24 protein-coding genes and 1 riboswitch are annotated in these 24,829 nt (G+C 33.5%); of the genes, 6 read left to right on the top strand and 18 right to left on the bottom strand.

The features are described 5' to 3' along the window. Positions 1-27 precede the first annotated feature (27 nt). The 7 genes from PQF83_RS04115 to PQF83_RS04085 all read right to left on the bottom strand — a co-directional run bounded on the left by PQF83_RS04115 (position 28) and on the right by PQF83_RS04085 (position 6,003). The gene (locus tag PQF83_RS04115) at positions 28-1,041 is read right to left on the bottom strand and encodes an AI-2E family transporter (protein ID WP_001006585.1); all 1,014 of its coding nucleotides are present in this window, start codon (positions 1,039-1,041) and stop codon (positions 28-30) included. Positions 1,042-1,219: 178 nt separating this feature from the next. Beyond that, positions 1,220-2,830, bottom strand: a complete 1,611-nt coding sequence (locus tag PQF83_RS04110) for an amidase family protein (protein WP_000759429.1) — start codon at positions 2,828-2,830, stop codon at positions 1,220-1,222. A gap of 111 nt (positions 2,831-2,941) precedes the next feature. Then, positions 2,942-3,073: a hypothetical protein gene (locus PQF83_RS04105; protein ID WP_001012837.1), complete on the bottom strand. Its 132-nt coding sequence runs from the start codon at positions 3,071-3,073 to the stop codon at positions 2,942-2,944. Positions 3,074-3,199: 126 nt separating this feature from the next. Then, a complete protein-coding gene (locus PQF83_RS04100) occupies positions 3,200-3,802 on the bottom strand; it encodes a nitroreductase family protein (protein ID WP_001277021.1) in 603 nt (200 codons plus the stop codon). 57 nt (positions 3,803-3,859) lie between these two features. Next, complete coding sequence (locus PQF83_RS04095; RefSeq protein WP_000216672.1) at positions 3,860-4,510, bottom strand: DsbA family oxidoreductase; 651 nt, start codon at positions 4,508-4,510, stop codon at positions 3,860-3,862. A 71-nt stretch (positions 4,511-4,581) separates the two neighbouring features. Next, positions 4,582-5,013 (bottom strand): Rrf2 family transcriptional regulator, encoded by a 432-nt coding sequence (locus tag PQF83_RS04090; protein ID WP_000704088.1) that lies wholly within the window; start codon positions 5,011-5,013, stop codon positions 4,582-4,584. Positions 5,014-5,133: 120 nt separating this feature from the next. Then, positions 5,134-6,003 (bottom strand): LysR family transcriptional regulator, encoded by an 870-nt coding sequence (locus PQF83_RS04085; RefSeq protein ID WP_000156778.1) that lies wholly within the window; start codon positions 6,001-6,003, stop codon positions 5,134-5,136. Between the two features lie 97 nt (positions 6,004-6,100). Here PQF83_RS04085 and PQF83_RS04080 point away from each other — a divergent pair, with 97 nt between their 5' ends. Both PQF83_RS04080 and PQF83_RS04075 read left to right on the top strand, forming a co-directional pair. After that, positions 6,101-7,006, top strand: a complete 906-nt coding sequence (locus PQF83_RS04080; RefSeq protein ID WP_000192795.1) for a DMT family transporter — start codon at positions 6,101-6,103, stop codon at positions 7,004-7,006. A gap of 176 nt (positions 7,007-7,182) precedes the next feature. Further along, positions 7,183-7,959 (top strand): alpha/beta fold hydrolase, encoded by a 777-nt coding sequence (locus PQF83_RS04075; RefSeq protein WP_000242885.1) that lies wholly within the window; start codon positions 7,183-7,185, stop codon positions 7,957-7,959. A gap of 129 nt (positions 7,960-8,088) precedes the next feature. Here PQF83_RS04075 and PQF83_RS04070 read toward each other — a convergent pair whose 3' ends face one another. The 5 genes from PQF83_RS04070 to PQF83_RS04050 form a co-directional block, all read right to left on the bottom strand. Further along, positions 8,089-8,709: a YcnI family copper-binding membrane protein gene (locus PQF83_RS04070; protein ID WP_000821410.1), complete on the bottom strand. Its 621-nt coding sequence runs from the start codon at positions 8,707-8,709 to the stop codon at positions 8,089-8,091. 89 nt (positions 8,710-8,798) lie between these two features. Continuing rightward, on the bottom strand, positions 8,799-10,448 hold the full coding sequence (locus tag PQF83_RS04065) for a copper resistance CopC/CopD family protein (RefSeq protein ID WP_000114299.1): 1,650 nt from the start codon (positions 10,446-10,448) through the stop codon (positions 8,799-8,801). Between the two features lie 329 nt (positions 10,449-10,777). Further along, positions 10,778-11,197, bottom strand: a complete 420-nt coding sequence (locus PQF83_RS04060; RefSeq protein ID WP_000750840.1) for a VOC family protein — start codon at positions 11,195-11,197, stop codon at positions 10,778-10,780. An 83-nt stretch (positions 11,198-11,280) separates the two neighbouring features. Next, positions 11,281-12,639 carry a branched-chain amino acid transport system II carrier protein gene (gene brnQ / locus PQF83_RS04055; RefSeq protein WP_000182720.1) on the bottom strand — a complete coding sequence of 453 codons (1,359 nt, stop codon included), beginning with the start codon at positions 12,637-12,639 and terminating at the stop codon, positions 11,281-11,283. 239 nt (positions 12,640-12,878) lie between these two features. After that, positions 12,879-13,571: an FMN-dependent NADH-azoreductase gene (locus PQF83_RS04050; RefSeq protein WP_000522508.1), complete on the bottom strand. Its 693-nt coding sequence runs from the start codon at positions 13,569-13,571 to the stop codon at positions 12,879-12,881. Between the two features lie 294 nt (positions 13,572-13,865). Between PQF83_RS04050 and PQF83_RS04045 the strand changes: the two genes are divergently transcribed. Next, entirely contained in the window at positions 13,866-14,831 is a 966-nt protein-coding gene (locus PQF83_RS04045) for an arsenic resistance protein (protein ID WP_000103770.1), read from the top strand. Between the two features lie 55 nt (positions 14,832-14,886). On the opposite strand, the gene PQF83_RS04040 is transcribed toward PQF83_RS04045, so the two are convergent. The 3 genes from PQF83_RS04040 to topB form a co-directional block, all read right to left on the bottom strand. Next, the gene (locus PQF83_RS04040; protein ID WP_000389107.1) at positions 14,887-16,116 is read right to left on the bottom strand and encodes an MFS transporter; all 1,230 of its coding nucleotides are present in this window, start codon (positions 16,114-16,116) and stop codon (positions 14,887-14,889) included. A 107-nt stretch (positions 16,117-16,223) separates the two neighbouring features. Next, a riboswitch (SAM riboswitch) is annotated at positions 16,224-16,329 on the bottom strand. Between the two features lie 133 nt (positions 16,330-16,462). After that, positions 16,463-17,710: a DUF4153 domain-containing protein gene (locus PQF83_RS04035; protein ID WP_001024717.1), complete on the bottom strand. Its 1,248-nt coding sequence runs from the start codon at positions 17,708-17,710 to the stop codon at positions 16,463-16,465. A gap of 204 nt (positions 17,711-17,914) precedes the next feature. Continuing rightward, positions 17,915-20,059, bottom strand: coding sequence for a DNA topoisomerase III (topB, locus tag PQF83_RS04030; RefSeq protein WP_000766745.1), 2,145 nt, complete (start codon positions 20,057-20,059; stop codon positions 17,915-17,917). 321 nt (positions 20,060-20,380) lie between these two features. Between topB and PQF83_RS04025 the strand changes: the two genes are divergently transcribed. Next, a complete protein-coding gene (locus PQF83_RS04025) occupies positions 20,381-20,926 on the top strand; it encodes a hypothetical protein (protein ID WP_000458505.1) in 546 nt (181 codons plus the stop codon). A 281-nt stretch (positions 20,927-21,207) separates the two neighbouring features. Then, complete coding sequence (locus PQF83_RS04020; protein WP_000687264.1) at positions 21,208-21,843, top strand: pentapeptide repeat-containing protein; 636 nt, start codon at positions 21,208-21,210, stop codon at positions 21,841-21,843. A 97-nt stretch (positions 21,844-21,940) separates the two neighbouring features. On the opposite strand, the gene PQF83_RS04015 is transcribed toward PQF83_RS04020, so the two are convergent. Next, the gene (locus PQF83_RS04015; protein WP_000842993.1) at positions 21,941-23,224 is read right to left on the bottom strand and encodes an aminopeptidase P family protein; all 1,284 of its coding nucleotides are present in this window, start codon (positions 23,222-23,224) and stop codon (positions 21,941-21,943) included. Between the two features lie 188 nt (positions 23,225-23,412). Here PQF83_RS04015 and PQF83_RS04010 point away from each other — a divergent pair, with 188 nt between their 5' ends. Continuing rightward, positions 23,413-23,643, top strand: a complete 231-nt coding sequence (locus PQF83_RS04010) for a DUF896 domain-containing protein (RefSeq protein ID WP_000789848.1) — start codon at positions 23,413-23,415, stop codon at positions 23,641-23,643. Positions 23,644-23,690: 47 nt separating this feature from the next. Here PQF83_RS04010 and PQF83_RS04005 read toward each other — a convergent pair whose 3' ends face one another. Continuing rightward, on the bottom strand, positions 23,691-24,170 hold the full coding sequence (locus PQF83_RS04005; protein WP_000561052.1) for a CcdC family protein: 480 nt from the start codon (positions 24,168-24,170) through the stop codon (positions 23,691-23,693). A gap of 230 nt (positions 24,171-24,400) precedes the next feature. Next, on the bottom strand, positions 24,401-24,796 hold the full coding sequence (locus PQF83_RS04000; protein WP_000358525.1) for a cytidine deaminase: 396 nt from the start codon (positions 24,794-24,796) through the stop codon (positions 24,401-24,403). Positions 24,797-24,829: the final 33 nt, after the last annotated feature.

Genomic DNA, 24,829 nt, shown 5'->3' with positions numbered 1-24,829 from the left:
ATTTCGGATTGCTTTTTACTTTATTTTCTATTTTTTAATCGATTCCTCATTATTTACATCAAGTACATCTAAGAAAAAGATAAAGATTGGTATCCCGATAATAAGCCCCCATATTCCAAGGAAATGTTCTGAAAAGATGAGAATTATAAATGTATAAAAGATTGGTAAATTCGTTTTCGCAGACATAAACTTCGGGTTTAAAAAATAACTTTCAAGAGCATGGATGACTGTAATGAAAATAAGTATGTATACAACGTACATAACTCCGCCTACGTTATAAGCAATGATACTAAGTGGAAATAAAGAAATAATCACACCTGCAACTGGAATCAACCCTAGTAGAAAAATCATAACAGCTAATACGAGAAGCTGCGGAAATCCTAAAACAATTAATGCAATAACAGTAAGAATACAATTTACAACCGCAATTAAAAACTGTGCTTCAATTACTTTACCGAACGATCTTGCAAACCTTTCGCCAAAATATGCGATTTCCTCATAAAAAATCTTTAGCTTACTCTCTTTAAATTTAGAAGTAAAGGTAATAATACGCTCCTTCTCTAATAAGAAAAATAAGCTTAATATGAGAGACAATAATATTTGTAAACTTACCTTCCCTATATTTGCTATCGATTGATAGATGACATCTACACCTTGTTCTATATACTTTGATACTTCCATTCCGTTAATTGTCGAAAGTGCATATTTAATGATTTCATTATCAGGCGGGTTTTGAAAGAACAATTTAAATTGATAAATCAATTGCGAAATTTGTATCGTTAACACAGGTAAATATTTATACAATGTCGTGCCAATAAAGGAAACTAATATGATATACAAACAGGCGATAACAATTTTCCGGTTCACTTTCAATTTTTTTGAAATAAAACGTTGAAATCGATCCATTAAAAATGTCAGTATAAACGTAATTAATATTAAGTTGATCATACTTTTTAATCCATATAATACAAGCGCTACTATTATTAAAACGAGAAACCGTTGAAACCCTCTACTTCGAAAAAAATTTTTCACTTCATTCATTAAGATTTAACCTCCCCCTTCAATGGATGGAAATTGAATATATTACATTTTATGAACTTCTATAGACAATCTTTCTTACTAATTAGAAAGAATCCTTTTTTTCTTTTTATATTGTTAGATTCTATTTATATTAGCCCACCTACTTACTTCAGTTGAGCTCTTTTTTTCGTTTAACCTTTTACAATTTAGGTGGTTTTCTATTTTTAGACTGCTGCTCATACGCATATCCAATATTGAAAAGCTCTTTTTCACCAAACTGTTTCCCTACAAACACTACACCGATTGGTTCTCCATTTTTATCATATCCAGCAGGAACCGCTAATTCCGGATAACCAGCTACAGCGGATAGAAGAACTTCATCGTTATTAATCATAACTAGAGCATCCAAACCTTTTTCTACTAAATATCTATCTAGCTCTTTTCTTGCATTTTTTTGACTCGTTTGCACTACTTTTTCAAACTCATCTTTCGTTGTAGCAGATTTTTCAGATCCCTCAATTAATGTTTGTCCATATTTTATTCGTCTATTACTATCCTTTTTATTAAACGCTATAATCTCTTCTAACGATTTTACCGGTACATTTTTTTGCTTTGAAAGAAAATCGTTAACATTATGTTTGAATTCATATTCTAATGTTTGTAGATTATCTACACCCTCAGCGTTTAACTGAATATCATCAGTCACTATTGCACCTGCATCTTGAAGGTCTTTTCTTATCTTTTGTGCTACTTCTTTTCTATTGTCATCTTGTCGATCTATTGAAAATAGTACTCCTACTTTTTTCCCTTTCAAACCGTCTATTGATAAGTCCTTCGTATAATCCATTCTTTCTTTATCTTTCATTTTTTCTGTCATAGCATCTTTTTCATCATAACTTACCATTATGTTAAATAACGTTGCCGCATCCTTTACCGTTCTTGCCATCGGCCCTGCTGTATCAAGCGTTTCAGCTAACGGAATAATGCCTGATCTACTCACCATACCTAGTGATGGACGTAACCCAACTACTGATTGCTGCGTCGCTGGTGCTACAATTGATCCAGTCGTTTCTGTCCCGATTGCAAGCGGTGCAAAATCTGCCGCAACTACTGTAGCAGATCCAGAGCTTGATCCTGATGTATCAAACGTAATCGGACCATACGGATTCAAATTTTGTCCTTTTTTCCCGCTATATCCGCTAGGCATTGTAAAGGATAAATAATTTGCCCACTCAGACATATTCGCTTTTCCTAAAACAAAAGCACCTTCTTCTTTCAACTTTTTCACAATCGTCGCATCCTCATCTGCAACCCAATCTTTTAACACATATGTTCCTGCACTAGTCGGCATCACTTTTTCCGTCTGTACATTATCTTTTACAACGACAGGAATACCATATAAATTCGACTTTTTGTTTCTACCTCGCTCTTGATCTAACTTTCTTGCTTCTTCCATCGCATTAGGATTTATCTCTGTAACAGCATTTAATGTTATTCCATTTTGATCATGTTCTTGTATTCTAAAGAGATAAATACTCGTTAATTCTTCATATGACAACTTTCCATCATCAATCATTTTTTGAAGCTCATCTACAGTCGCATTTACGACTTCTTTTTCTTTCATCTTTACATTTTCTATATTAATTCCTTTAAGCTGATTATGTATCGGTTGTAGCACTCTTTCTTTATCATATACAATACGCTCAGGTTCCTTTGGAAAATAATTTTTATACATGTAATATCCGCCGGCACACGCTAATAAGACAACGCCTCCAGCGATAGACAGCGTTCCCTTTACCCATTTCTTCATGTTGCTTCCTCCACTCTATAAGGTGCTTCGTTATACGAAAAAGAGAGTTACTTTTTACTTAACTCTCTCCAATCGAAATGCCAAATGAAAAAATGAAAGATTTCAATCTAATTACTTCTTTTTTTGCATTTGCTTCGCTAACATTTCTTTCACTTGATTATACGTTAACCCTGAATTTTTATTTAAACGCTTTACTTCCTCGACATCAGTACCTACCACTGTATATTTTTTCTCACCATTCATTTTTCTAGCTCCCTTCTCACCGGATTATTTCTTATATTTCTTCCCTAAATGCGCATAAATTAACACCACTACAAAAAAGGAAGCTGTTTTTAAGCACAGCTTCCTTCTCATTACATATTGTATTTCTTAATAAAATTTCACTACATCTTCAGTAGGCAAGAACGTTCTTTCTGCTGGTTGTTCGTTTGGTTCACCAAATGGCATTTGACCTACTAAGCTCCACTCTGCTGGAATATTCCAAGTTTCTTTCACTTCAGCATCTACGATTGGGTTGTAATGTTGTAATGATGCCCCAATTCCTTCAGCAGATAATAACATCCACACAGTATGTTGTAACATTGCATTTCCTTGATGAGACCAGAATGGGAACTGATCTTTATATAATGGTGCGTTTTCTTGCATTTTTTCTACAGTTGCTTGATCTTCAAAGAATAGTACAGTCCCTACACCTGCATGAAAACCTTTTAGTCTTTCAACAGTCGCTTCAAAGTTTTCTGCTGGTACGCGGGCTCTTAATGTTTCTTTCACAATATCCCAAAACTTTTCATGCTCCCCATCCATTAATACAACCATACGACCACTTTGCATGTTGAAAGATGTTGGTGCGTGTAAAGCTGTTTTTAGCACTTCTTCAATTCTTTCTTTCGTAATTGCATCATTTTTTGTTACTTTACGAATGGAACGGCGGTTCACGATTGCTTCTTTTAAGTTTGTTGTAGTTGCTGACATTTTAATTCCTCCAAATGTTTGTTTTATAATTTATTTTGTTATTTCATAACAAGCGAATTAGCAATATCCATCGGTATTACATTGCATACCTTCAAATGAATTTGTTTTATCCTTTTCAATTTCTTTATCAATGACCCTTTGTAGCGTTTCTTTACTAGCAAGCCCTTGAATGATTTCATCTCCAATCATGACAGTTGGAACAGCCATAATATTCGCTTCATCATATGCGTGCTGAATTGCTTCTTGATGCTTTTCCTTATATTTACGAGTTACTAAAGCATCTTTAAATTCCGCCTCAGGAAGTCCCACTTCTACCGCTAATTTTGTTAACACATCAATATCTTCAATGTTTTGCTCTTCTTGGAAAAATGCTGTGAATACGCGGTGATGATACTCATTACCTAGTCCACGTTCTTTCGCAAATTGACACCCTTCGAAAGCTAAATGTGTATATGGATGCGGAGAAACACGTGGCAAACGCATATCAATTCCTAACTTCTTCGCTGTCGGAAGAATGAAAGCATCCCATGAACCTAATTTTTCTGGCTCATTCCATGGATCTATTTTTGAATATGGACTTGGACGTAATTCAAATGGCATCCATTCAATTTCTACATCTTTCTCTTTCGCTACTTCATCTAATGGACCTTTTGCTAAAAAACAAAATGGACATATAAAATCTGAGTATACTTTCATTTTTACAGTCATAACTTTTACACCTTACCTTTATAGTTGTAACTATATAAGTTACATTAATATTAAAAAAATATAAATATGATTTAAGCATTCATTTTTTCTTGCAAAGTTTCAAACAGCTGCCCCATCGTAATATTTCTCAAAACTTCTTCCATTGCGGATTGTGCTTGAATTAAAATAATTTCTAACACCGCTTGAATATTCGCCCCAATTGGACAATCTGGATTCGGTTGCTCATGAATGTGAAATAATTTATCCTCTTCCACTACATTCACTGCATGATACACATCTAACAATGTGATTTCATGTAAATCCTTTAGTAAACCTGCGCCACCCGGTCCACGATTTACGTAAACAAAGCCAGCTTGTTTCAAGTACGACATCATTTTACGAATGACTACTGGATTTGTATTGACACTCTCAGCCATATAGTCTGAAGTACAAAGTGAAGATGGATTGTTTTTCAAAATAGATAAAATATGAACAGCTATGGAAAAGCGGCTACTAATTTTCATCGTAATCACCACCTCGATGTAATCATTATAGTTACAACCAAAAAATAAGTCAATCCTTTTCACATATTTTTTATAAGTAAATTAAAAAGTGTCCCATTATAATATACGAGACACCTCTTTTTATTCTGCAAATAGCGCCTGAAATTCTTCAATAAATAGCTGCACAGCGATTGAAGAATCCTTTAATGAAGGAACAGCTAAAGCAATTTCTCTCCATACTTGCGGTTCCAATTCTCTCGTTTGCACATTTTTTGGTAAATTCGTTAAAGATAATTCAGCTAATATTGCAATGCCTAATCCTTCTTGAATCATATTTAAAGCTGTCGTAACTGTCGAAATTACATACTCAGCCCGAAGTGGTACGTTGGCTTGTTTAAACATATCAATGATGGGTGGTTCGTATCCGCCCTTACATAATATGATCGGTTCATTCTCCAAATCACGAATTGTAATAGCGTCCTTCTTGCAAAGAGGATGATCCTCTCTTAAAATAACAACCATTTTCCCCTTCGTTAATGGAACAATCTCCATCTCTTTATTAGGTAAAATAACAATCCCTATATCAACAACCCTCGATACTAACCAATCTTCAACTTCTTTAATCGTTCCTTCACAAAGAACGACTTCTAAGTTCGGATACTTCTCCTTAAAATGGTTTATCATTTTCGGTAAGAAATGTGCAGAAGCACTCGGAAAACTCCCAATTCGAATCGTCCCCACTTCGTGTCCTTTCTCCATCGCAACTTCTTGTTCAATCTTCTCTACACCGTTCAAAATCTCTCTAATATGTACAAGAATTCTGTTTCCTACATCCGTAACGAGTAATCCTTGTCGTTTATCACGTATAAGAATCGTAACTCCTAACTCTGACTCAATACTTGAAATCGCATGACTTACTGCTGGCTGCGTCATATTTAACACCCGAGCAGCCTTCGTAAAACTACCTAACTCAACAGTTTTTATTAATACTTGTAGTTGTGTAATGGTCATAACTAATCGCTTATACTCCTCATAAAAAAGATTCATTTTATTTATTACAGTCGATATCATATCATAGTGAAATGAATAACATCAAGGAGGTCTTACAGTGACACAGCTTTCTCGAACTAAGACGGCCATCATCCTTACCTTTCTCGTTTTCATGTGGGGAATCAATTGGCCTTTATCTAAGTTTGCCCTGCATTATACACCACCCGTTTTATTTGCAGGCGTTCGAACTTTAATTGGAGGATTCATTTTACTCCTGTTCGCATTACCGAAATACAAAGAGTTACACTTAAAAGAAACTTGGCATTTATACGTTATTTCTTCTTTACTTAATATCATTATATTTTACGGATTACAAACTGTCGGCCTTCAATATATGCCCGCTGGTCTATTTTCCGCCATCGTATTTCTACAACCCGTTTTACTTGGTATTTTCTCGTGGATATGGCTTGAAGAATCAATGTACGGTTTAAAAATTTTCGGGCTTATACTCGGATTTATTGGCGTAGGTGTTATTAGCTCAAGCAGTTTAACTGGACATATTTCTATTATCGGGATTCTTCTCGCGATAGGATGCGCTATTGGCTGGGCACTTGGAACCGTATTTATTAAGAAGACTGGGCATCGCGTTAATTCCATTTGGATGGTAACACTGCAACTTATTATTGGCGGACTTTGCTTAATTGGATTTGGATCAGAGTTTGAAAGGTGGTCTAGTATCGCTTGGAGTATGCCGTTTGTTAGTGTACTACTCTTTATTTCATTCTTTGTTATTGCAATGGGGTGGCTTGCATACTTCACACTCGTTGGAGCTGGTGAAGCAAGTAAAGTTGGGGCTTATACATTTCTCATTCCTCTAATCGCTATTATTGTAAGTTCAATTTTCTTACATGAAGCCATTACTATTAGCTTATTCATCGGACTATTATTTATTGTAGTGAGTATTTGTTTCGTAAATATAAAGCCGAAAACACTTGCTGTAAGGCAGCAGGTTGAAGTGAAATAAATTGACATAAGAAGGAGCCTACTGATTGTAGGCTCCTTCTTATCGTTTCATGAGTAAAGGTACTTAGAATTTTAACAAACCGAATTTTTTTATTGTATGATGATAATTAAGTAGTAAAAATATTATCTCTAGTACAGATGGATGAATTTGCAATTCCAATTATAAGGGGGAGTTATATGGTTTTACATTATAACGAATTTGGAGATACAAACTCTCCACTTATGGTTTTTATTCATGGGGGTGGAGTCAGTGGATGGATGTGGGACAAACAAATTAAACATTTTACTAACTTTCACTGCCTTGTTCCTGATTTACCTGCGCAAGGAAAAAACAGAAGTAAAGAGCATTTCTCAATAAACTTTAGTGCTGAAAAAATCATAGAACTAATTGAAGAAAAAGGACAAAATAAAACTGTTATAGTAATTGGGTTTTCATTAGGTGCTCAAGTGTTAATTACGATGCTTAGCATGAAACCCAACTTAATCCAATATGCCATGATAAATAGTGCTTTAGTCAAACCCATTTCTTTTGCTAGCAAATTTATAAAATCTATCGCGTTAACCTACCCTCTTATAAAGAGTAGGACGTTTTCGAAAATACAAGCCAAATCAATGTACATAGATAAAGAATACTTTGACCACTATTATTATGATAGTTGTCAAATAAGTAAAAATACCTTCATAAGGATACTAGAAGAAAACATGTCGTTTACAATACCAAAAAACTTTGAGAATGCTAATAGTAATATATTAGTAACTGTTGGAGAAAACGAAAAAAGAATAATGAAAGACTCGTTGACTAAAATCCTTGAAAGTAATCCCCATTGCACAGGTGTTATTATTTCTAAAATTGGTCATGGAATTTCTTTAGCGAACCCTAAGCTATTTAATACTTTAATTGAAAACTGGCTAGAACATGATTCCTTGCCAGAAGACGTAATGACCATCAATTGATTTCCATGAATCAATCCTTTTTGTTATATAGTGACTATAACAATATTGCTATGCTCATTTTACTAATCCCTAATATTAATAAAAAGGTCTCATTATTTTCAATGAGACCTTTCAATATTACTTAATTACTTATTTTTTACGACGTACCATAAAAACACACGTACCTACCGAAGATACAATCGCCAAAATAGATAAAACAATTGCTATCAATTGCATATTACTAGTACCTTCATTCTTTTCTACATTAGATACTTCACCATGTTCTCCTGTTAATGACGTACCTTTTGCAATTGTAGTAAGTGAATGCGGTTTTTCAGCTTTCTCATCGCCTGTCCATTCAACAATTTCTCCGTCTTTATATTGTTGATATGCATCCCAAGCTATTTTTTGTTCTTTATCCGGATTTTTAGCGACGAAAGTAAACCGCTGGAATTGGCCAGGTAAAATCCCTTCTCCTGTTGCTTCCCATACTACAGTTTTCACTTTTCCGGCACTATCTTTTTGCTCTTCCATTTTCCACCCTGGCACTGGTTCATACTGTTGGAATTCCACACCAGACGGTATTTTCAGTGTAACTTTTGTTGTTGCTACATTCTTTTCAACTGGTACTTTTATCGTGTAAGTCTCCCAAGAGCCGATGTCAGAAGTTGCTGGCTTCACAGTGACGTGCGCACTAACAGGTAACGAAAAAATTCCCATTGCAATTACTGTTGCGATCATTGTTGTTCCTAATTTTTTTATGCGTTTCATTTTCAATTAGCTCCTTTTTATCTATACCTACTCTTTATCCCGCTATTCGCCGGGCAGCCCAATTGATGAGGGCTGCTTAAAGTTTCACTTTATCTACCACCTACAATAAATTTATAATCCGTATCGAAGCTATCAAGCGATTTCGTTAATCCATGTACTTGTATATTCCAGTTGCCTGTCATGTTAATATACATACCTTCTGCTTCATATTCTCCCGGTGAAACTGCCGAAACTTTAAATGATCCCTTTCCCATATTCATATCTAACGATTGAGTTGTTAATATGATTTGTTCCATATCAGTAACAGGTTGTCCGTTCTCATCCTTTAAAGTAATATGGAATATATTTTGTCCTACTCTATTAGGACTTACATTTAGCGTCATTTCATATCCATTATCCAATTGTTTACTCTCTGTAAAAGGTCCAGTAGGAGGCATCGGTGGTGTTTGTACGTTTGTCATAAAAGCTACGATTACGAAAATGATAATTCCAATGATAAACTCTACTTTCACCGTAGCACCTAATCCTTGCTCCGCTCTCATTTTCCCTTTCACATAATGAATAATTCCTAATATCCCCATGAAAATGAATAAAAGTATCTTTGCTAATAAAGCTAATCCATACTTCGTATCAAATAACGAGTGGATTGTTGGAATAAAAAATGTACTGTTAAAAAGACCTGTTATGAAAATCACAATGACAGCACATATTGCCCACGGTGAAAAACGCTTAATCATATCCCAATACATATTCCACTTGTTATCCTCATTACGTAACAGAAGAATAATGGACGATAAACCACCAATCCATAATGAAGCTGCGAATAAATGTAAAAAATCCATAACAACAGCAATATCTTTAAACTTTAAACCATATGCGTGACTATTACATGCTTTCATAACAAGTATCCCGATAAACAATATTATTGGAATACTCCACACTTTAAACGACGAAAGCTTCTCACGCTTCATCGCAAAATACGTAACGATTATAAGCGAACTAATTAGAGCCATTTGAGTAATCCATACATAACTAAAAACAGAAAGCTGTAACGTTTCTTTTAATAGTAAAGGATTGAATGCTTCTAGCCATGAAACATCCGCATTTATTTTCGCTTGCAATGGTAGATTAAATAACAAGCTAATCAATATACCAAATAAGGAGATCCATATTATGTTCTTACTCCTTGATCGGACCGAAGTTGCATTCCCTTTATACATAATAAGATTAAAGAATAGCACTCCTATAAATAATGAGAAACTTGTATATAAAATTCCACGTTCCATGATCATATCAATTTGCGGAACATATCCCACCTCTTCTACTTGTATATCATCTGCTCCAGCTTCCGCTAATCCAATACGGAATGGAATAACTCCTTGAATTGGATGTCCATCAGCTGAAATTACTTTCCACTGAATAGAATAGAGACCGTTTTTGAGATTCTCTTTTAATCCGGCTTCTAATAGCTTTTTATTATTTTTATCAATATGAGCATCTTTTAAATCGACCCTTTTACCTGATGTATCTCTCACGTACAATGTATTAAAACTTGAAACTTGTATGTCCTCATCGAACTCGATTTTCACAACAGACGGTGCTTTCTTCAATGTTTCATTTTCAGTAGGGTTTGATTTCACAACGTATGCATGAGCAGATGCACTTTTCGGTATCAATACGATAAGCACACATACAATAAATAACAATGTCCCTAACCTTTTCATTACTTTCACACTCATTTCACTTCTTTCTTCCTCATCGCTATATTTTCATTATTTTTACTTCCCGAGTTGGATTCTTGGACGAAATATTAACCTGATTAAATATAATCTTCTATACAGTATAACTATTTATTTCTCTCTCACCTCTAAACTTCCAATACAATAGTAACTACCTTGATAGATATAACTTACATTTTTAAAGTCGATTGTTATTATATCATAAAATATATTTATGTAAGTTCTTGAAGAGGAAAAGTTATCGTGAATCATTTGTGAAGAAAGTGTGAAATGCATAAATAAAAAGGTATTACGTTATTACGTAATACCTTCTTAAAAATATCTTTCTTCTACTTCTCTTCCGGATAATCACAATACTCTATAATTGTTCCCTCTGTATCCGCTGGGTTAAGATAGATTAATCTTCTGCCGTGTTTATTCATTCGAAGCGTATGGTCTAACGTTCGAATGTCTTGTTTTTTCAATTCCTCTAAAGCTACATCTAAATCATCTACTCGATATGCAACATGATGAACACCTTTACCTTTTTGTTTTATAAATCGGGCAATTGGTGAAGTGGTGTTATTTGTCGGCGCAAGCAATTCAATTCTATCTCCATCCACTTCAAGAATGGCTACTTCACTTTCAACACCAGGCGCTTCACTTACGTAACGATCTATTAAAGTTCCTGACAACACTTTTTCATAAAAACGTATCGTACTATCTATATCTCGAACTGCGATGCCGATATGATCAATTGTTTTTTTCATTTTATTTCCCCTACTACTTTATTTTCTTTCATTATTAATAGTAACAAAAAAAGCTATAGAAACAAGTTCTATAACTTTTTTATTTAACCTATTTTCTTATCCACATTAGCTGCTGGTTGAACTTGATTTTTTGCTTTCACAATGCTAATGACATACCCGATCAATCCGCCAATAAGTGCTGGTAAAATCCACCCTAACCCAACTTCATGCATTGGAAGTATTTTAGTAAGAAAATCATTTACTACTGCTAACTTCATACCAGCTGCATTCAATCCATCGAACACACTTACAATAAATGTAATTAATAAGCTACCTTGATACACCTCTGCTCGTCCTTTAAACAATGGATGAAGGAGCGTTAGGAAAATTAAGACGATTGCTAATGGATAAATCGCGATTAATACAGGAACAGAAATTGCAATTAATTGCGTTAAACCTACGTTCGCAACAACTGCACTGAACACTGATAAGATGATTGCTATCTTTTTATACGAAACATTCGGGAATAGTTTATGGAAGAATGAAGAACACGCTGAAACAAGTCCTACACTAGTCGTTAAACATGCTGCTGTAACCATAATCCCTAATATAATTCCGCCGTATGACCCAAAATAATAGTTTGAAACTTTTGCTAATACTGCACCACCATTATCTAAATGACCAAGTTTTGCAACACTTGAAGCTCCCATAAATGAAAGTGCTGAATAGATCATTGCTAAAATAGATGCAGCAATCAATGTTGCTTTTGCACAAACAATCATAATGTCTTTTTTTGTTTTTGCGCCCTTTTCTTTAATCGCATTGATGATGATAATACCGAATACGAATGATGCCAACGTATCCATTGTTAAGTAACCTTCTTGGAATCCTTTAAAGAACGCATGTGATGTATATGCCTCTGCAGGTGCTTGCATTTCTCCCATTGGATGAATAAAAGCAAATACTACTAAAATCCCAATAAACGTTAATTTAATTGGCGTTAAGATTTTTCCTACAATATCGACAATTTTCGCGGGATTTAGCGAAAAAAAACAAGTAATGCTAAAGAATATAATTGTAAAAAGAATGAGTGCTGAAGAACCCATAGCTTCTGGTACAAAAGGCTTCATACCAATTTCATAAGAAACGCTGCCTGTTCTCGGAATAGCGAATAGTGGACCAATCGCTAAATATAAAACTGTCGTAAATACAATGCCGAACACTGGATGTACACGACTTGCTAACGATTGTAAATCTTCTTTACCTGAAATTCCAAATGCTAATACCCCTAGCAACGGTAAACCTACACCTGTTACTAAAAATCCAGCGTTAGCAATCCATACATTCTCTCCTGCCGATTGACCAAGCATTGCTGGGAATATTAAATTTCCTGCCCCGAAAAATAGTGCAAATAACATTAAACCAATAACAACTATGAACGAAAACGGTACTTTATTCGTCATAATATAACCTCCATTCAATATAACCTATGTCATTTCCATTTTTAACTAATTGAATTTTCTGAATATTTAACTTAAGTATCAACTATTCTTGAACTCATTATAGTTTGATACATAATATTTTGCAATACTATTTTCGAACTTTTCATTCATTTTATAAATATACATTTTTTAACATAGAAATAGACTAAAAAACCAACATGGTCATCCATGTTGGTTTTTCCATTTTTACTATCAATTAATTAAAATTTCGCCGCTACTTTCTTAACGTTCTCTAAACCTTCTTCAACAATTTGTTGTGAGCGATCTGGATATTGGTTGTGTCCTTCAATTACAACAGTTTCTGGATTTGTAATTCCCCAGAACCCAAGTACAGTTGTTACGTAATTAACTGCCATTTCCATAGGAGCCATTTGTTCTGAAGAGTAATCTGAACCACGAGCACCTAACACAACTACTTTTTTACCACCAGCTAAGCCTTCTGGACCATTAGCTGTATATTTAAACGTTTTTCCAGCTTGAGATAAATATGAAATATATGTGATTAATGGTGCTGGTACAGTAAAGTTCCATAATGGGAATGCAAATACAACTTTATCAGCTTCTAAAAACTGATTTAAATATTGATCTACTGTAGCAACTGCCTTCTCTTCTTCTGCTGTTAATTCCATACCTTGACTACGTTTGTATCCACCTGAAATAGCAATATTTCCGTAATAAGGAAGATCTAATGCAAATAAATCTAACTCTGTAATTTCTGTATTCGGATTTGCTTCTTTATAAGTACTTACAAATGTTTCATACATTTTTGAACTAACTGCTTGCTCCGCTGGGCGATCGTTTGCTTTTACAAATAATACTTTTGACATTGTTTTATTCTCCTCTACTTTTTGATTTTCTTCTTTTTTACCAAATAACGAGCTAAATAATCCCATTTTCTTCACCTAAACTTTCTTATCATATTCATTATTCATCATCATAAAAATTCTTATTCTAATAAAAAGTTCCAATTGATACCTTAAGGAAAGTTAATTAAAACTTTTTGTTATTTAATTACCTTATGTAAGTGATTGTAATATAGTCACTTACTTTAGTCAAGTAACTTTTAATAAAAAAATAAATCTCAAATTAAAAACATTTACTAAAATACAATTGAACACCAAATTACAGCCTTATTACTTGTATAATAAAATTAGAGAGGAAAATTCATATTTAGAAAGGATTCATTCATGAGCACGATAGAAAAGATTCAAACTTTTATTATTCTTTTTGCTGTTACATGCGGCATCATACTCGGGCAATTTAATTTCATACATATGTATTCAGAGCGATTTATTGTCCCCTTCTTATTTTTCATGCTATATGGATTATTCCTCAGCATCCCATTAAAAGAAATAAAAAACGGATTTCACAATCTAAAATTTGCTGGAACAAGTCTTACTATTAACTTTTTATGGACACCTTTACTCGCTTGGGGATTAGGAGCACTATTTCTTTCAGATCACCCAGCACTGTGGATTGGATTTATAATGCTAATGGTTACTCCATGTACAGATTGGTACTTAATCTTTACTGAAATAGCAAAAGGTAATGTAGCACTTTCTACAGCGATTTTACCAGTAAATTTAATTTTGCAAGTACTACTACTTCCCATTTATTTATTTTTATTCGCTGGTGTTATGAAGACTGTAGCGGTTTCTGTTTTAGTAGAAAGTATTGTTATCGTAATCGTCTTACCATTTTTACTTGCACACGCTACAAAATTCATTATGAATAAACTGAAAAAAGCTGAAACGCTCGAGAATAAACTCATTCCGTTTTTCAGCTCTGCCCAAATTGTATTTTTAAGTTTAGCAATCGTAGCGATGTTTGCATCACAAGGTAAATATTTACTACAAAATATGAGTGTCGTTTTATTATTACTCATTCCTGTTCTATTGTTCTTCATCATTAATTTTGTACTAGGACAATTTATCGGGCGCGTTATGCGTTTATCTTATAAAGATACAGTAAGTCTAAATTTAACAACGTTAGCAAGAAACTCACCTGTTGCTCTTGCTATTGCTGTGACTGCTTTCCCTGACGAGCCTCTTATTGCACTTGCACTCGTTATTGGACCGTTAATTGAACTGCCAGTACTTGCTTGTGTTTCACAAGTGTTGTTACTTATTAAGAAAAGACGGCAATATATATAATAAAAAACGTCCTATAGCAGGACGTTTTTTATTTTTGAAAAATCTCATACAACACTTATTTCTTATTTATCATTACAAATGAAATAACCGAAACTAGAAACGTAATAATACCAATTATAATAAATACAATAGAAGCTGAAATTAACTCTAAGGAATATCCCGTTATTGCAATTCCAACCGGGGTTGATACTAATAATAACGAATTTAAAAAACCAAAAAATCTTCCTTGCACTTCATTTGGAATTAACTTTCTATACAACACTCCAAAATATATATTACTTACCCCAAATGCAATTCCTGACAGAAAATAATAAACTGAAAATAATACCGGATTTAACGTCGTACCCATTGCAGCATTAAAAACCCCCATAATAGCTGTAAATATAAAAGCAGTCGTAATCGTTTTATATGTACGAATCTTTTTCGTAATAAATGCTCCTATTAAAATCCCTATCGGTGATGCCGCAAAAACTATACTATACCATCCCGTAGAAAGGTCCATTTCTCTAACAACTATTACTTGTAGCGAAAGCATACACGCCGCTCCAAGTAAATTAATAAGCGCAGCGCTCATAAGCAATGTTTTCAATGATTGATTACTATTAAATATGGAGAAACCCTCTTTAAAGTCTTCGTAAAAAGGCTTTTTCTTTTCTACTTTTAATTCACGTGGAAATTTAATTTTCATTAAAATTAAAAATGATATAAAAAATGTAATTGCATCTAACAAAAATACTCCATGAAAATTAAAAATACTAATTAAAAGGCTAGCCATTAAAGGAATGGCTACCGATATGGTTTGTATTGATATTTGCCTCAGCGTAATCGCCTGTTGAACATGCTTTTCTTCCACATATGTTACTAATGCTGCATTTGAAGCCGGAGTAAATAAAGCACTCCCAATTGAGCGTATTATAAGTAAAATTAGTAACGGAATGTATAGCATTTTATTATAAAATGCTATAACTGCAATTAAAATCATGACGATACATCTCATAACATCCGCAATTATCATAAGCTTTCTTCTTGACATTCGATCTGCTAACGTTCCTGTTACAGGTGCAAATAAAATCGCCGTCGTCGCAATTGCAACGTTTACTCCAGAAACAAGTAATGGAGAGTTCGTTAATTTCATTACCCATAACGGTAAAACGAGCGTAACCATAGAATTACCTATTAAAGAAATGCAACTTGCTAAGAAAAAATACGAAAAAATTTTATTGCTCCAAATACTTGTGCTATTCTCTTTTAAATCCTCAATTTCATTATTCACTGCATCCTCCATTTTCCTCTTGTATATTTTCTTTAATTCTTCCTCACCACCTTTCAAAACCTCTATTTAAATGAGAAAAAACCTTCTTCAAAATAAGAAGAAGGTTTACTTATAACCGCATCTTATCTATTAGGAATTTTAGATCCTACAGGATTTAGCACCTTTATATCACATAAGGTTGCTGAGGCTTCGAAGGGCCAGTCCCTCCACCTCTCTTAATAAGAAGTTTTTATTTAATTATCTAAATTCATTATATTTTACATCAAAATAATTTCAATATGTTTTTTTATACAGTTAAAAGAAGATGACATCTATCATCTTCTTTTAACAATTTTGTCGTTACGTTAACAAGACCTTTCTAATTAAAAATGATAGGAAACGTAAATATAACGAAAGCTGCCCAAAGTCCGTAAATTGGTAAATACTTCGTAACGGCATCTTGGATAGCTGTCGGTCCTGATTTGCTTTGCAAGAAACGCATATAGGAAAACATAATCCAAATTAAATTTGCCCAGATCAGTATGTTTACCCCTAAAACAGCAAGTCTATTAGGTGTAATCCCGTAAGAAGAAAGTCTGAATACAATGGCTGATAAAGCGACAGTGTCAATAATAAGCGCCAGAACAATTAAGGCAAAATTTATATAATCTGAAATGTTCTTTTTCTCATCCGAATCACTCTCAACGATAGAAAATATGGTAACGGCCAACACGCCAAGGAGTATTCCGTTGAAGGCCATTAAGAAATTGCGGTCCAAGAAAGGATTTTTCCCGACCCATATAACCGTTATAAGATAGATTAGCAACGTAATCAAGACAAGTGGACTAAAAATTTTAGATATGTATGGTGTAATATTTTTAGCAAGTTTAAGATTCAATGATACTAAGTATGCAGCCACTACAGCGAGAGCGGCAGCTCCAAATAAAACAACATTACTAAAATAGAACTCTCCTATATCCAAGTCAACAAAACTAAATAATCGCATGGTGAATACTGCTAGTATCATTCCACTCACTGCCATGCTCGCGTAGAGAAGACCATATTCTAAATTAAATTTAATATAAGCTAATCTTGTATTACCTTTTGAATATTCATTTCCTGTAAATGCAAGTCCCAATAAGACCCATAACAATATAGGAAGATGTAAATACGCAAGGATACTGCTGTCTTTATAATTTAATGGCAACATATTAAGATACAACCCGGCAATTAGGAACAACGCTGCAAGGAAATAAATAATACTTTTTTTCGGGGTATTATTGTAAACAAAATAAGCAGCGATAAAGGGAATTACACCAAAAGCTAGGTTAATTGGAGCAATTGCTTCCTGCTCTACAAAGTGGAAAATGATCCTGGTGCTTATGCCGGCCAGAATAGCTAAAAGGCCCATGAATAAGAAACCTTTTTGAAACAAAGATGTTTTTTCTTTATTTACTTTCTCCTTGAAATGCAACCTTTCATACCAAGCACCTAGAACTTGAGAATCAGGGTTTTGGTCCCATGCTTGTGAGAATGCTTTTTTAAAAGCTTTCGGATCTTTTCTATACATCTTCTCCAACTCATGGGGGTTATCCATATTTTTAACAATCAAATTGTTAATGTTCATAGTTATACCTCCTCTAATTTTAAAAATAAGGTTGTTACCTTTTAACAAAAGCACCTCACTCATTTATTATGATTTTGATTTTAATACAAGTTTTATCGTTTTACAATAAAAAATTATTATTTAAAGATTTTTTTTTATCGTTAAATTTTATATAAAAGAAAAACAAAAGAGCATGACAGTTTTATGTCATGCTCTTTTAACAAATTAATTCTCAAATACAAAATTAATCTTATTATCTTTCCACTCTAATTTCGCATCAAATGTTTTCTCGCCCTTTTTAAAGCCTTTAATTAAATCGGTTTTCTCACCTTTTAAGAGCTTTGTCATATTCTTTTGCGAAATTGTTTTACTTAATATCTTCTTCGAGATGGTAAAGTCACATTGTGTCGTGTTGTAATTAGAACAGCCGTAAAACGTTGACTTATCAATTACATCGCCATCACATTTTTTACAGCTACCAACCTTTTTACCTGTTGTAAATTTCGATCCTTTTCGCTCAATCGATTCAACATGTAATCCAGTGAAATCCCACTTCTCAGACATTTCAACCGCATCTTCAATAATTTTAGCTGATAATTTTTTCGTTTGTTCCATAAAAGTTGCTGGTGATGCTGTACCTTCCCCAATTTCCGCAAGACGTTGCTCCCATTTTGCGGTCATTTCTGGTGAAGCTAGTATTTTGTCACCGATTGCGGTAATTAATACTTTCCCTTTATCGGTCGCATACACTTGGTTCTTCTTCACATCTATATATTTACGGTCTTTTAGCATCGTAATAATACCTGCACGGGTCGCTTCTGTACCTAAACCTTCTGTTTTCTTTAATACTTTCTCCAGCTCTTCATTCTCTAAATACTTACCAGCTGTTTTCATTAACGTAATAAGTTGTCCTTCTGTATAACGCTTCGGTGGTTGTGTTTTTCCCTCTTTCACTTTCACCTTTACAACTTTTCCTTCTTCACCTTCAGCTACAATTGGAAGAATGGTTTCGTCATCTTTATCGTCTTGGAAAATAACTTTACGCCATCCTTCTTGAATTTGCTGTTTTCCTTTTGAAATGAATTCAGCACGTTCATCTACAAGCGTTACAATTGTTGTATAGTCAAAGATTGCAACTTCATAATGAGCTGCAATAAGCCTTCTTACGATCATATCGTAAATTTTCTTTTCATCACCTGATAATCTGCTTGGGTTTGTAACTTGCTCTGTCGGAATAATGGCGTAGTGATCTGTTACTTTCTTTTCATTCACATAACGCTTATTATTCATAATCGATTCAACCGGAGCTGGTAATAAACCTTTATATTCATCAAACTGACTTAACTTCTGTAAAATATCAGGGAATGTTGCCGCTTCACCTTGTGTAACATAGTTGGAATCCGAACGAGGATAAGAAACAATCCCTTTTTGATATAGTGCTTGCGTTATATCAAGCGTCTTTTTCGGTGAAAACTTAAAGGCTTTATTTGCCGTTGCTTGCAGTGATGATAAGTTAAATAAAAGCGGCGGCTGAAATTCTTTACGCTCCGTTTTCATTTCCTTCACTACTGCCGTTTTACCTTGGCAAAATGCCGCAATTTTATTCGCCATATCAGGGTCTTTTAAGCGGGATTCACTATCCTTCTCCCATTTCCCCTCATACTTCTTTCCTTCTATATTAAAGGTTGCGAACACTTCCCAGAACGGCTCTGACTTAAAGTTTTCTATTTCCTTTTCACGCTTTACGATTAACGCGAGTGTCGGTGTTTGTACACGACCAGCTGAAAATACATCATTCATTCCTTTTTTCTTTAGCAAAATACTAAACACACGCGATGCATTCATACCAACAACCCAGTCAGCACAAGATCTTGTGTATGCTTCGTAATACGTATTAATCGTGTCTGATTCATCAAGCAAGTTTTTAAATCCTTGGTAAATAGCTTGCTTCGTTAAAGAGGAAATCCAAAGACGCTTCATTGGCTTTTGCACGTTGCAAAGGTTAATAATATTTCGTACAATCAATTCCCCTTCACGCCCAGCATCGCCCGCGTGAATAATTTCTGTTACCTGTGGATTATGTAACAGCTGTTTCACAACGTTAAATTGCTTATACTTCGACTTTGTTACTTCAAATTGAAAACGCTCTGGAATCATCGGTAACGTATCAAGTGACCATTTTTTCCACTCTGCATGATAATGTTCTGGATTACATAACTGCGTCAAATGACCAATTGCCCATGTACAGTACGCTCCATTTGGAAATAACTCATTCGCTTCTACTTCTAAATATCCATCTTTCCGGCGATATTTAAATTGTGAAACAAGAGCCAAACCTTGATCTGGTTTCTCGGCAATAATTAATTTCATTTTATAACTCCCTATCTGTATTCCACTGTTACTTTCATTGTCTATCTGTTTAGAAGCGATGATAAAACAACAATCTTATTTATCATTCGCGGGTTGTCCCAAGTAATGGGATAACTATAATATTATACGCTTATTCTTTATTGCTTCACAATAGAAACTCATTATATAACACTTTCTTTCACATGTTCACACGTAAAAAAATCAAACGCCACCTTGCTTTCATTTATGAAATTGTGCAGATAATATGCAGATATAAATAAGCATAAGTACTCTCTATATGAACATATGATGAAGTGAATGATAGGACAGGGAGGTATCATGATGTTTGCTTATACATTAACTGCCTTAATGCTTTGCTGTATCTCAATTATTATTACATCATATATTTCGAAACGTAGTGGTACCCTAATGGAGTATATGGTATTTATTATGTCTTTTAGTATGAGTATCGGTTTAAGTATAGGTTTTTATTTAGGTATTCTATTTAAAGGAGAATTGCTATATTCTACTTTGCTTGCGATTTTAATTAGTGGTTGTATCGGCTTTTTAGTTGGTCTACGTTTTCATCTATATACTGCTTTAGAAGGAATGTTCTCTGGGGTAATGGCAAGTATGATGGGAGCAATGATTACAGAAATGCTAAATGCGCAACAAGCTCATAGTATACTGTTTATCAGCCTTTTATTTACTATAACGATTACTATGTCATTTATAATTCAAATTTTATCAGAAAGGTTTTCTACTGTGATCCACCGATGCTTTTTGTTATTGCTTTCAATTAGTGTTGTAATTATTGTTTCGGTATTCATAACATTCCCCGATTTTACTCCTTCAACTTCACACGAGTATAAACAACATATGCACTAACACTTAAAACAAAATTATTAAATCAGAAACCTTAGAAGAAGCCATACTTTTAGGTATGCAAGAGGATTTCTCTGTAACGAATGTATTAGCAGTTCTCCTATTTATTAGGGCTTTATTTCTTAAGAAACAATAACACTGTGATTATTAAATTAGAAAAAGGTAACCAAAATCCTCTTCACAAAAAAACGTATGATTGTGTATAATAAGAACTAATGTTCCTTTCGGGGATTCACTAAACCTAAATTACACTTATATATCAAATAGAAGAGGATTGATATACCATGAAAATTGATAGACCCAAAATTTCACCAGAGTTATCTTCAAAAAATTTTCAAGATATTTTTTATGAAGAAGATCCTACACTAGAAATGTGTGAAATTATCGATTCCACTTTCGAAAATGAATCTGTGGATAGAGTACGATTATATGATGCCGTGATAAAGAATTGTAAGTTCACGAATACAGACTTTAGCAATATTGATATTACAGATGTTTGTTTTGAAAACTGTGATTTATCAAATGTTAATTTAAGCAATTCTTCTGTTCACAGAGTTGAATTTAAAAACAGTAAATTAATCGGGGTTAATTTTACAGAATCTAGCTTAGGAAATGTTAAATTTGAGAATTCTATTTTGAACTTAGCTGCATTTGGAAATTCTAAACTAGAAAAGATTGTATTTAATGAAACTTCATTAAATAGTGCAGATTTTTTTGACTGTAAACTAAAAAAAGTTGAATTCCAATTATGTAGCCTTGACGAAGCTAATTTTGACCAGACATCACTGAAGGGGATCGATATTAGCTCTTCTAATTTTAATACTCTGACAGTTTCAGTGAGCGATTTAAGGGGATGTAAAGTATCTACATATCAAGCTGTTCAGTTTGCGACTTTATTAGGATTAATAATTAAAGATTAGTATTTCGAAGATAAAAAGAACCCTATCCCGAATCATGGATTTTTTAATTGTCCACGATTCGAGATAAAGTTCAAATAAATTAGTGATGACTTTCTTATTATTTAACTACAGCTTGTTTTCCTTTGACATGTTCATTATTTACACTCATAAACGCTTCAATCTCTTCAACTTCTCTAATGATATCTTTTGACAAGTTTTCGTATCCGTCTTTCGTTACAAGAATATCATCTTCAATACGAATTCCAATCGATTCTTCTTCAATATAAAGACCAGGTTCAATTGTAATAACCATGCCTTCTTCTAATACTCTATCTTTGTATGTCCCTACATCATGCGTATCTAAACCAAGGAAATGGCTGACACCATGATAATAATATTTTGATAACTCTTCATCTTCTTGAATTAAACCAACCGCTTTACACCCTTCTGCAAGTACTTTTTTAGCATGCTCATTTAATGCAGCGAACTTTAAGCCTGGCTTAATAATCTCTGTTGTTTCTTTCAATGCTTTTAATACGATATTATAAATTTGTTTTTGGCGACTAGAGAATGTTCCATTTGCTGGGAATGTATAACTAATATCAGCGTTATAGTAGTCTTTTTGAGCGCCTAAATCTAGTAATACTAAATCACCATTTTGAATTTGCGCATCATTATCTTCATAATGAAGAACTGTAGCATTTTTCCCACTTGCCAAAATTGTATTGAACGCATGATGCTTAATGCCAGATGACTTCAGTGTGAAATCAAACTGAGCTTCTAATTCATATTCCATTATGTCTGCTTTTGCATGCTTAAGTACATTGTAAATACCGTCTTTCGTTACAGCAATCGCTTCTTTCATAATTTCAATTTCTTCTTCTGTTTTAAACACTCGCAATTCACAAATATTCGGATATACATTACCAATTGTTACGTGTGGATATTGTTCTCTTACATGTTTAGCAAATGCTAGCGTTTTTGTCTCTGTACCATTCCACTCACGACGCTCTAAATCTAAATATAGATGCTTCACATTTTCTGTGAAGAGTATATTTGACATTGTCTTCTCAAAACTATCTAAATATACAACTTTCTTTATACCAGAAATTTTCTCTGCTTCTTCTTTAGAAACTGTTTTACCGACCCATTTTTCCATTACTGGATCTGATTTTTCAATGAAAAGTGTCTCTTCTACACAATTCCCAAACTTTTTCAGCATAAAAATAACATTTGGTTCATCGATTCCTGTTACATAATAAAAATTCCGATTCGGCACAAACTTATAATGTGCATCCGCTGACATATGAGGTGCTTGACCAGCAAATAAAATTGTAATCGATTCATCTGGTAATGTGTTTACTAATCGTTCTCTATTTTGAGCAAAAAATGTTGATTTCATAATAATCCCCCTAGCGTTCTATGTATGATTAAAAAATAATTATCTAATCAATTCATTTTATTATTGTTACAATTTTTCGTCAATTTTTAACCTTTTTTGATGGTGTTGACATAATTAAAATTACACGTTAAAATAACTATACATTAGTAAGCAACTAATGTAATTAAATTAAATTAGAGGTGAAACAAATGAAAAACATTTTATTACGTATTAACGAATTATCAAAAAAAGAAAAAGCAACTGGATTAACAGTTGATGAAAAACAAGAACAACAAATGCTACGTCAAAACTATACACAAACATTTCGTGGAAGCTTAGATTCCATTTTATTAAACACAAAAATTGTTGATCAAAATGGTCTTAACGTGACACCAGCCGCATTACAAGATGCTCAAATACGTTTAAAATTAAGCAAATGAGTTCCGCGCAAAAGAATTTCAATAAAACATAAAAAGAGCTGGATTTCCTATTTAGAAATTCCAGCTCTTTTTATTGTTTTTTCTAATTTAGCATACGAGCGATACATAGCAATTCTCCACGATACAATCATTGCAAAAGCGAGTAAGAAAAACATTCCACTTAACTCTGCTAAGTCAATCGATTGACTTAAATACGATTTCATTACTACTCGCACTGCTAATAATCCAACTAAAATAAATATAAATGCTTTTGACGGTTTCATATATATTTGTTCATTTCTTATTTCAAACTTCGTTGTTTTAATAAGGAATATAGAGAAAATAAGTCCTACAGTAATTGCTTCTACTATTTCTAATGACGTTAACCGAAACGCTGGTAAGAAGTACATCATAGCACCAGTACTCATAAAAAATGGGGGCAATATAATTTTCTTTTTCGTTACCGGTTTTTTCGCTGCTTTAAAGCGAAGAAACATGACACCAACAGCCATACAGACTGCTACAATACTTGATAAAAGTGCTATCATACTTTCCACTCCTATCTATTTAAATGACTTTTTGAGCAAAATCATAAATTAATAAGTAACTACAAGCACCATTATAGAATTTCTTCATTATATCCCTCCTGCTGTAAACTTTCCATATTCGCTGCAATCATTTTACGCAAAGTTTATGAACGGAATATGAACAAAATATTACATTCAATTTTCAAACAAAAAAGCCATTTTGCAATTAATATTGCAAAATGGCTTTTAACTTATTTTAAATCGTCATTTGTAAAAGCACCTGGAAGTAATTGCTCAACAGTCACTTCTTTTTCATCGCCTTTTACATTCGTTAGTAATACAGGCATTTTCGGATCACAAAATTCAGCAATTACTTGTCTACAAGCACCACATGGTGAAATTGGTCCGTCCGTTTCTCCTGTAATAACTAAGTAACTAAAGTCGCGCTCACCTTCTGATACTGCTTTAAAGATTGCTGTTCTTTCTGCACAGTTACATAAACCATAAGAAGCATTTTCTATATTACAACCAGTATAAATTTTACCTTCTTTCGTAACTAATGCTGCCCCAACAGGAAATTTTGAATACGGAATATATGCTTTTTCTAACATCTTATTTGCTTCTTCAATATATTTTTTCTTATCCATATTATTTCCCCCTCAAAGTAAGTGTAATTATGA

Source organism: Bacillus sp. FF-1 (assembly GCF_028548245.1).
Taxonomy (GTDB): domain Bacteria; phylum Bacillota; class Bacilli; order Bacillales; family Bacillaceae_G; genus Bacillus_A; species Bacillus_A paranthracis.
Note: the sequence above shows the minus strand (reverse complement) of the source record. Positions and strands in the feature narration are given on the sequence as shown.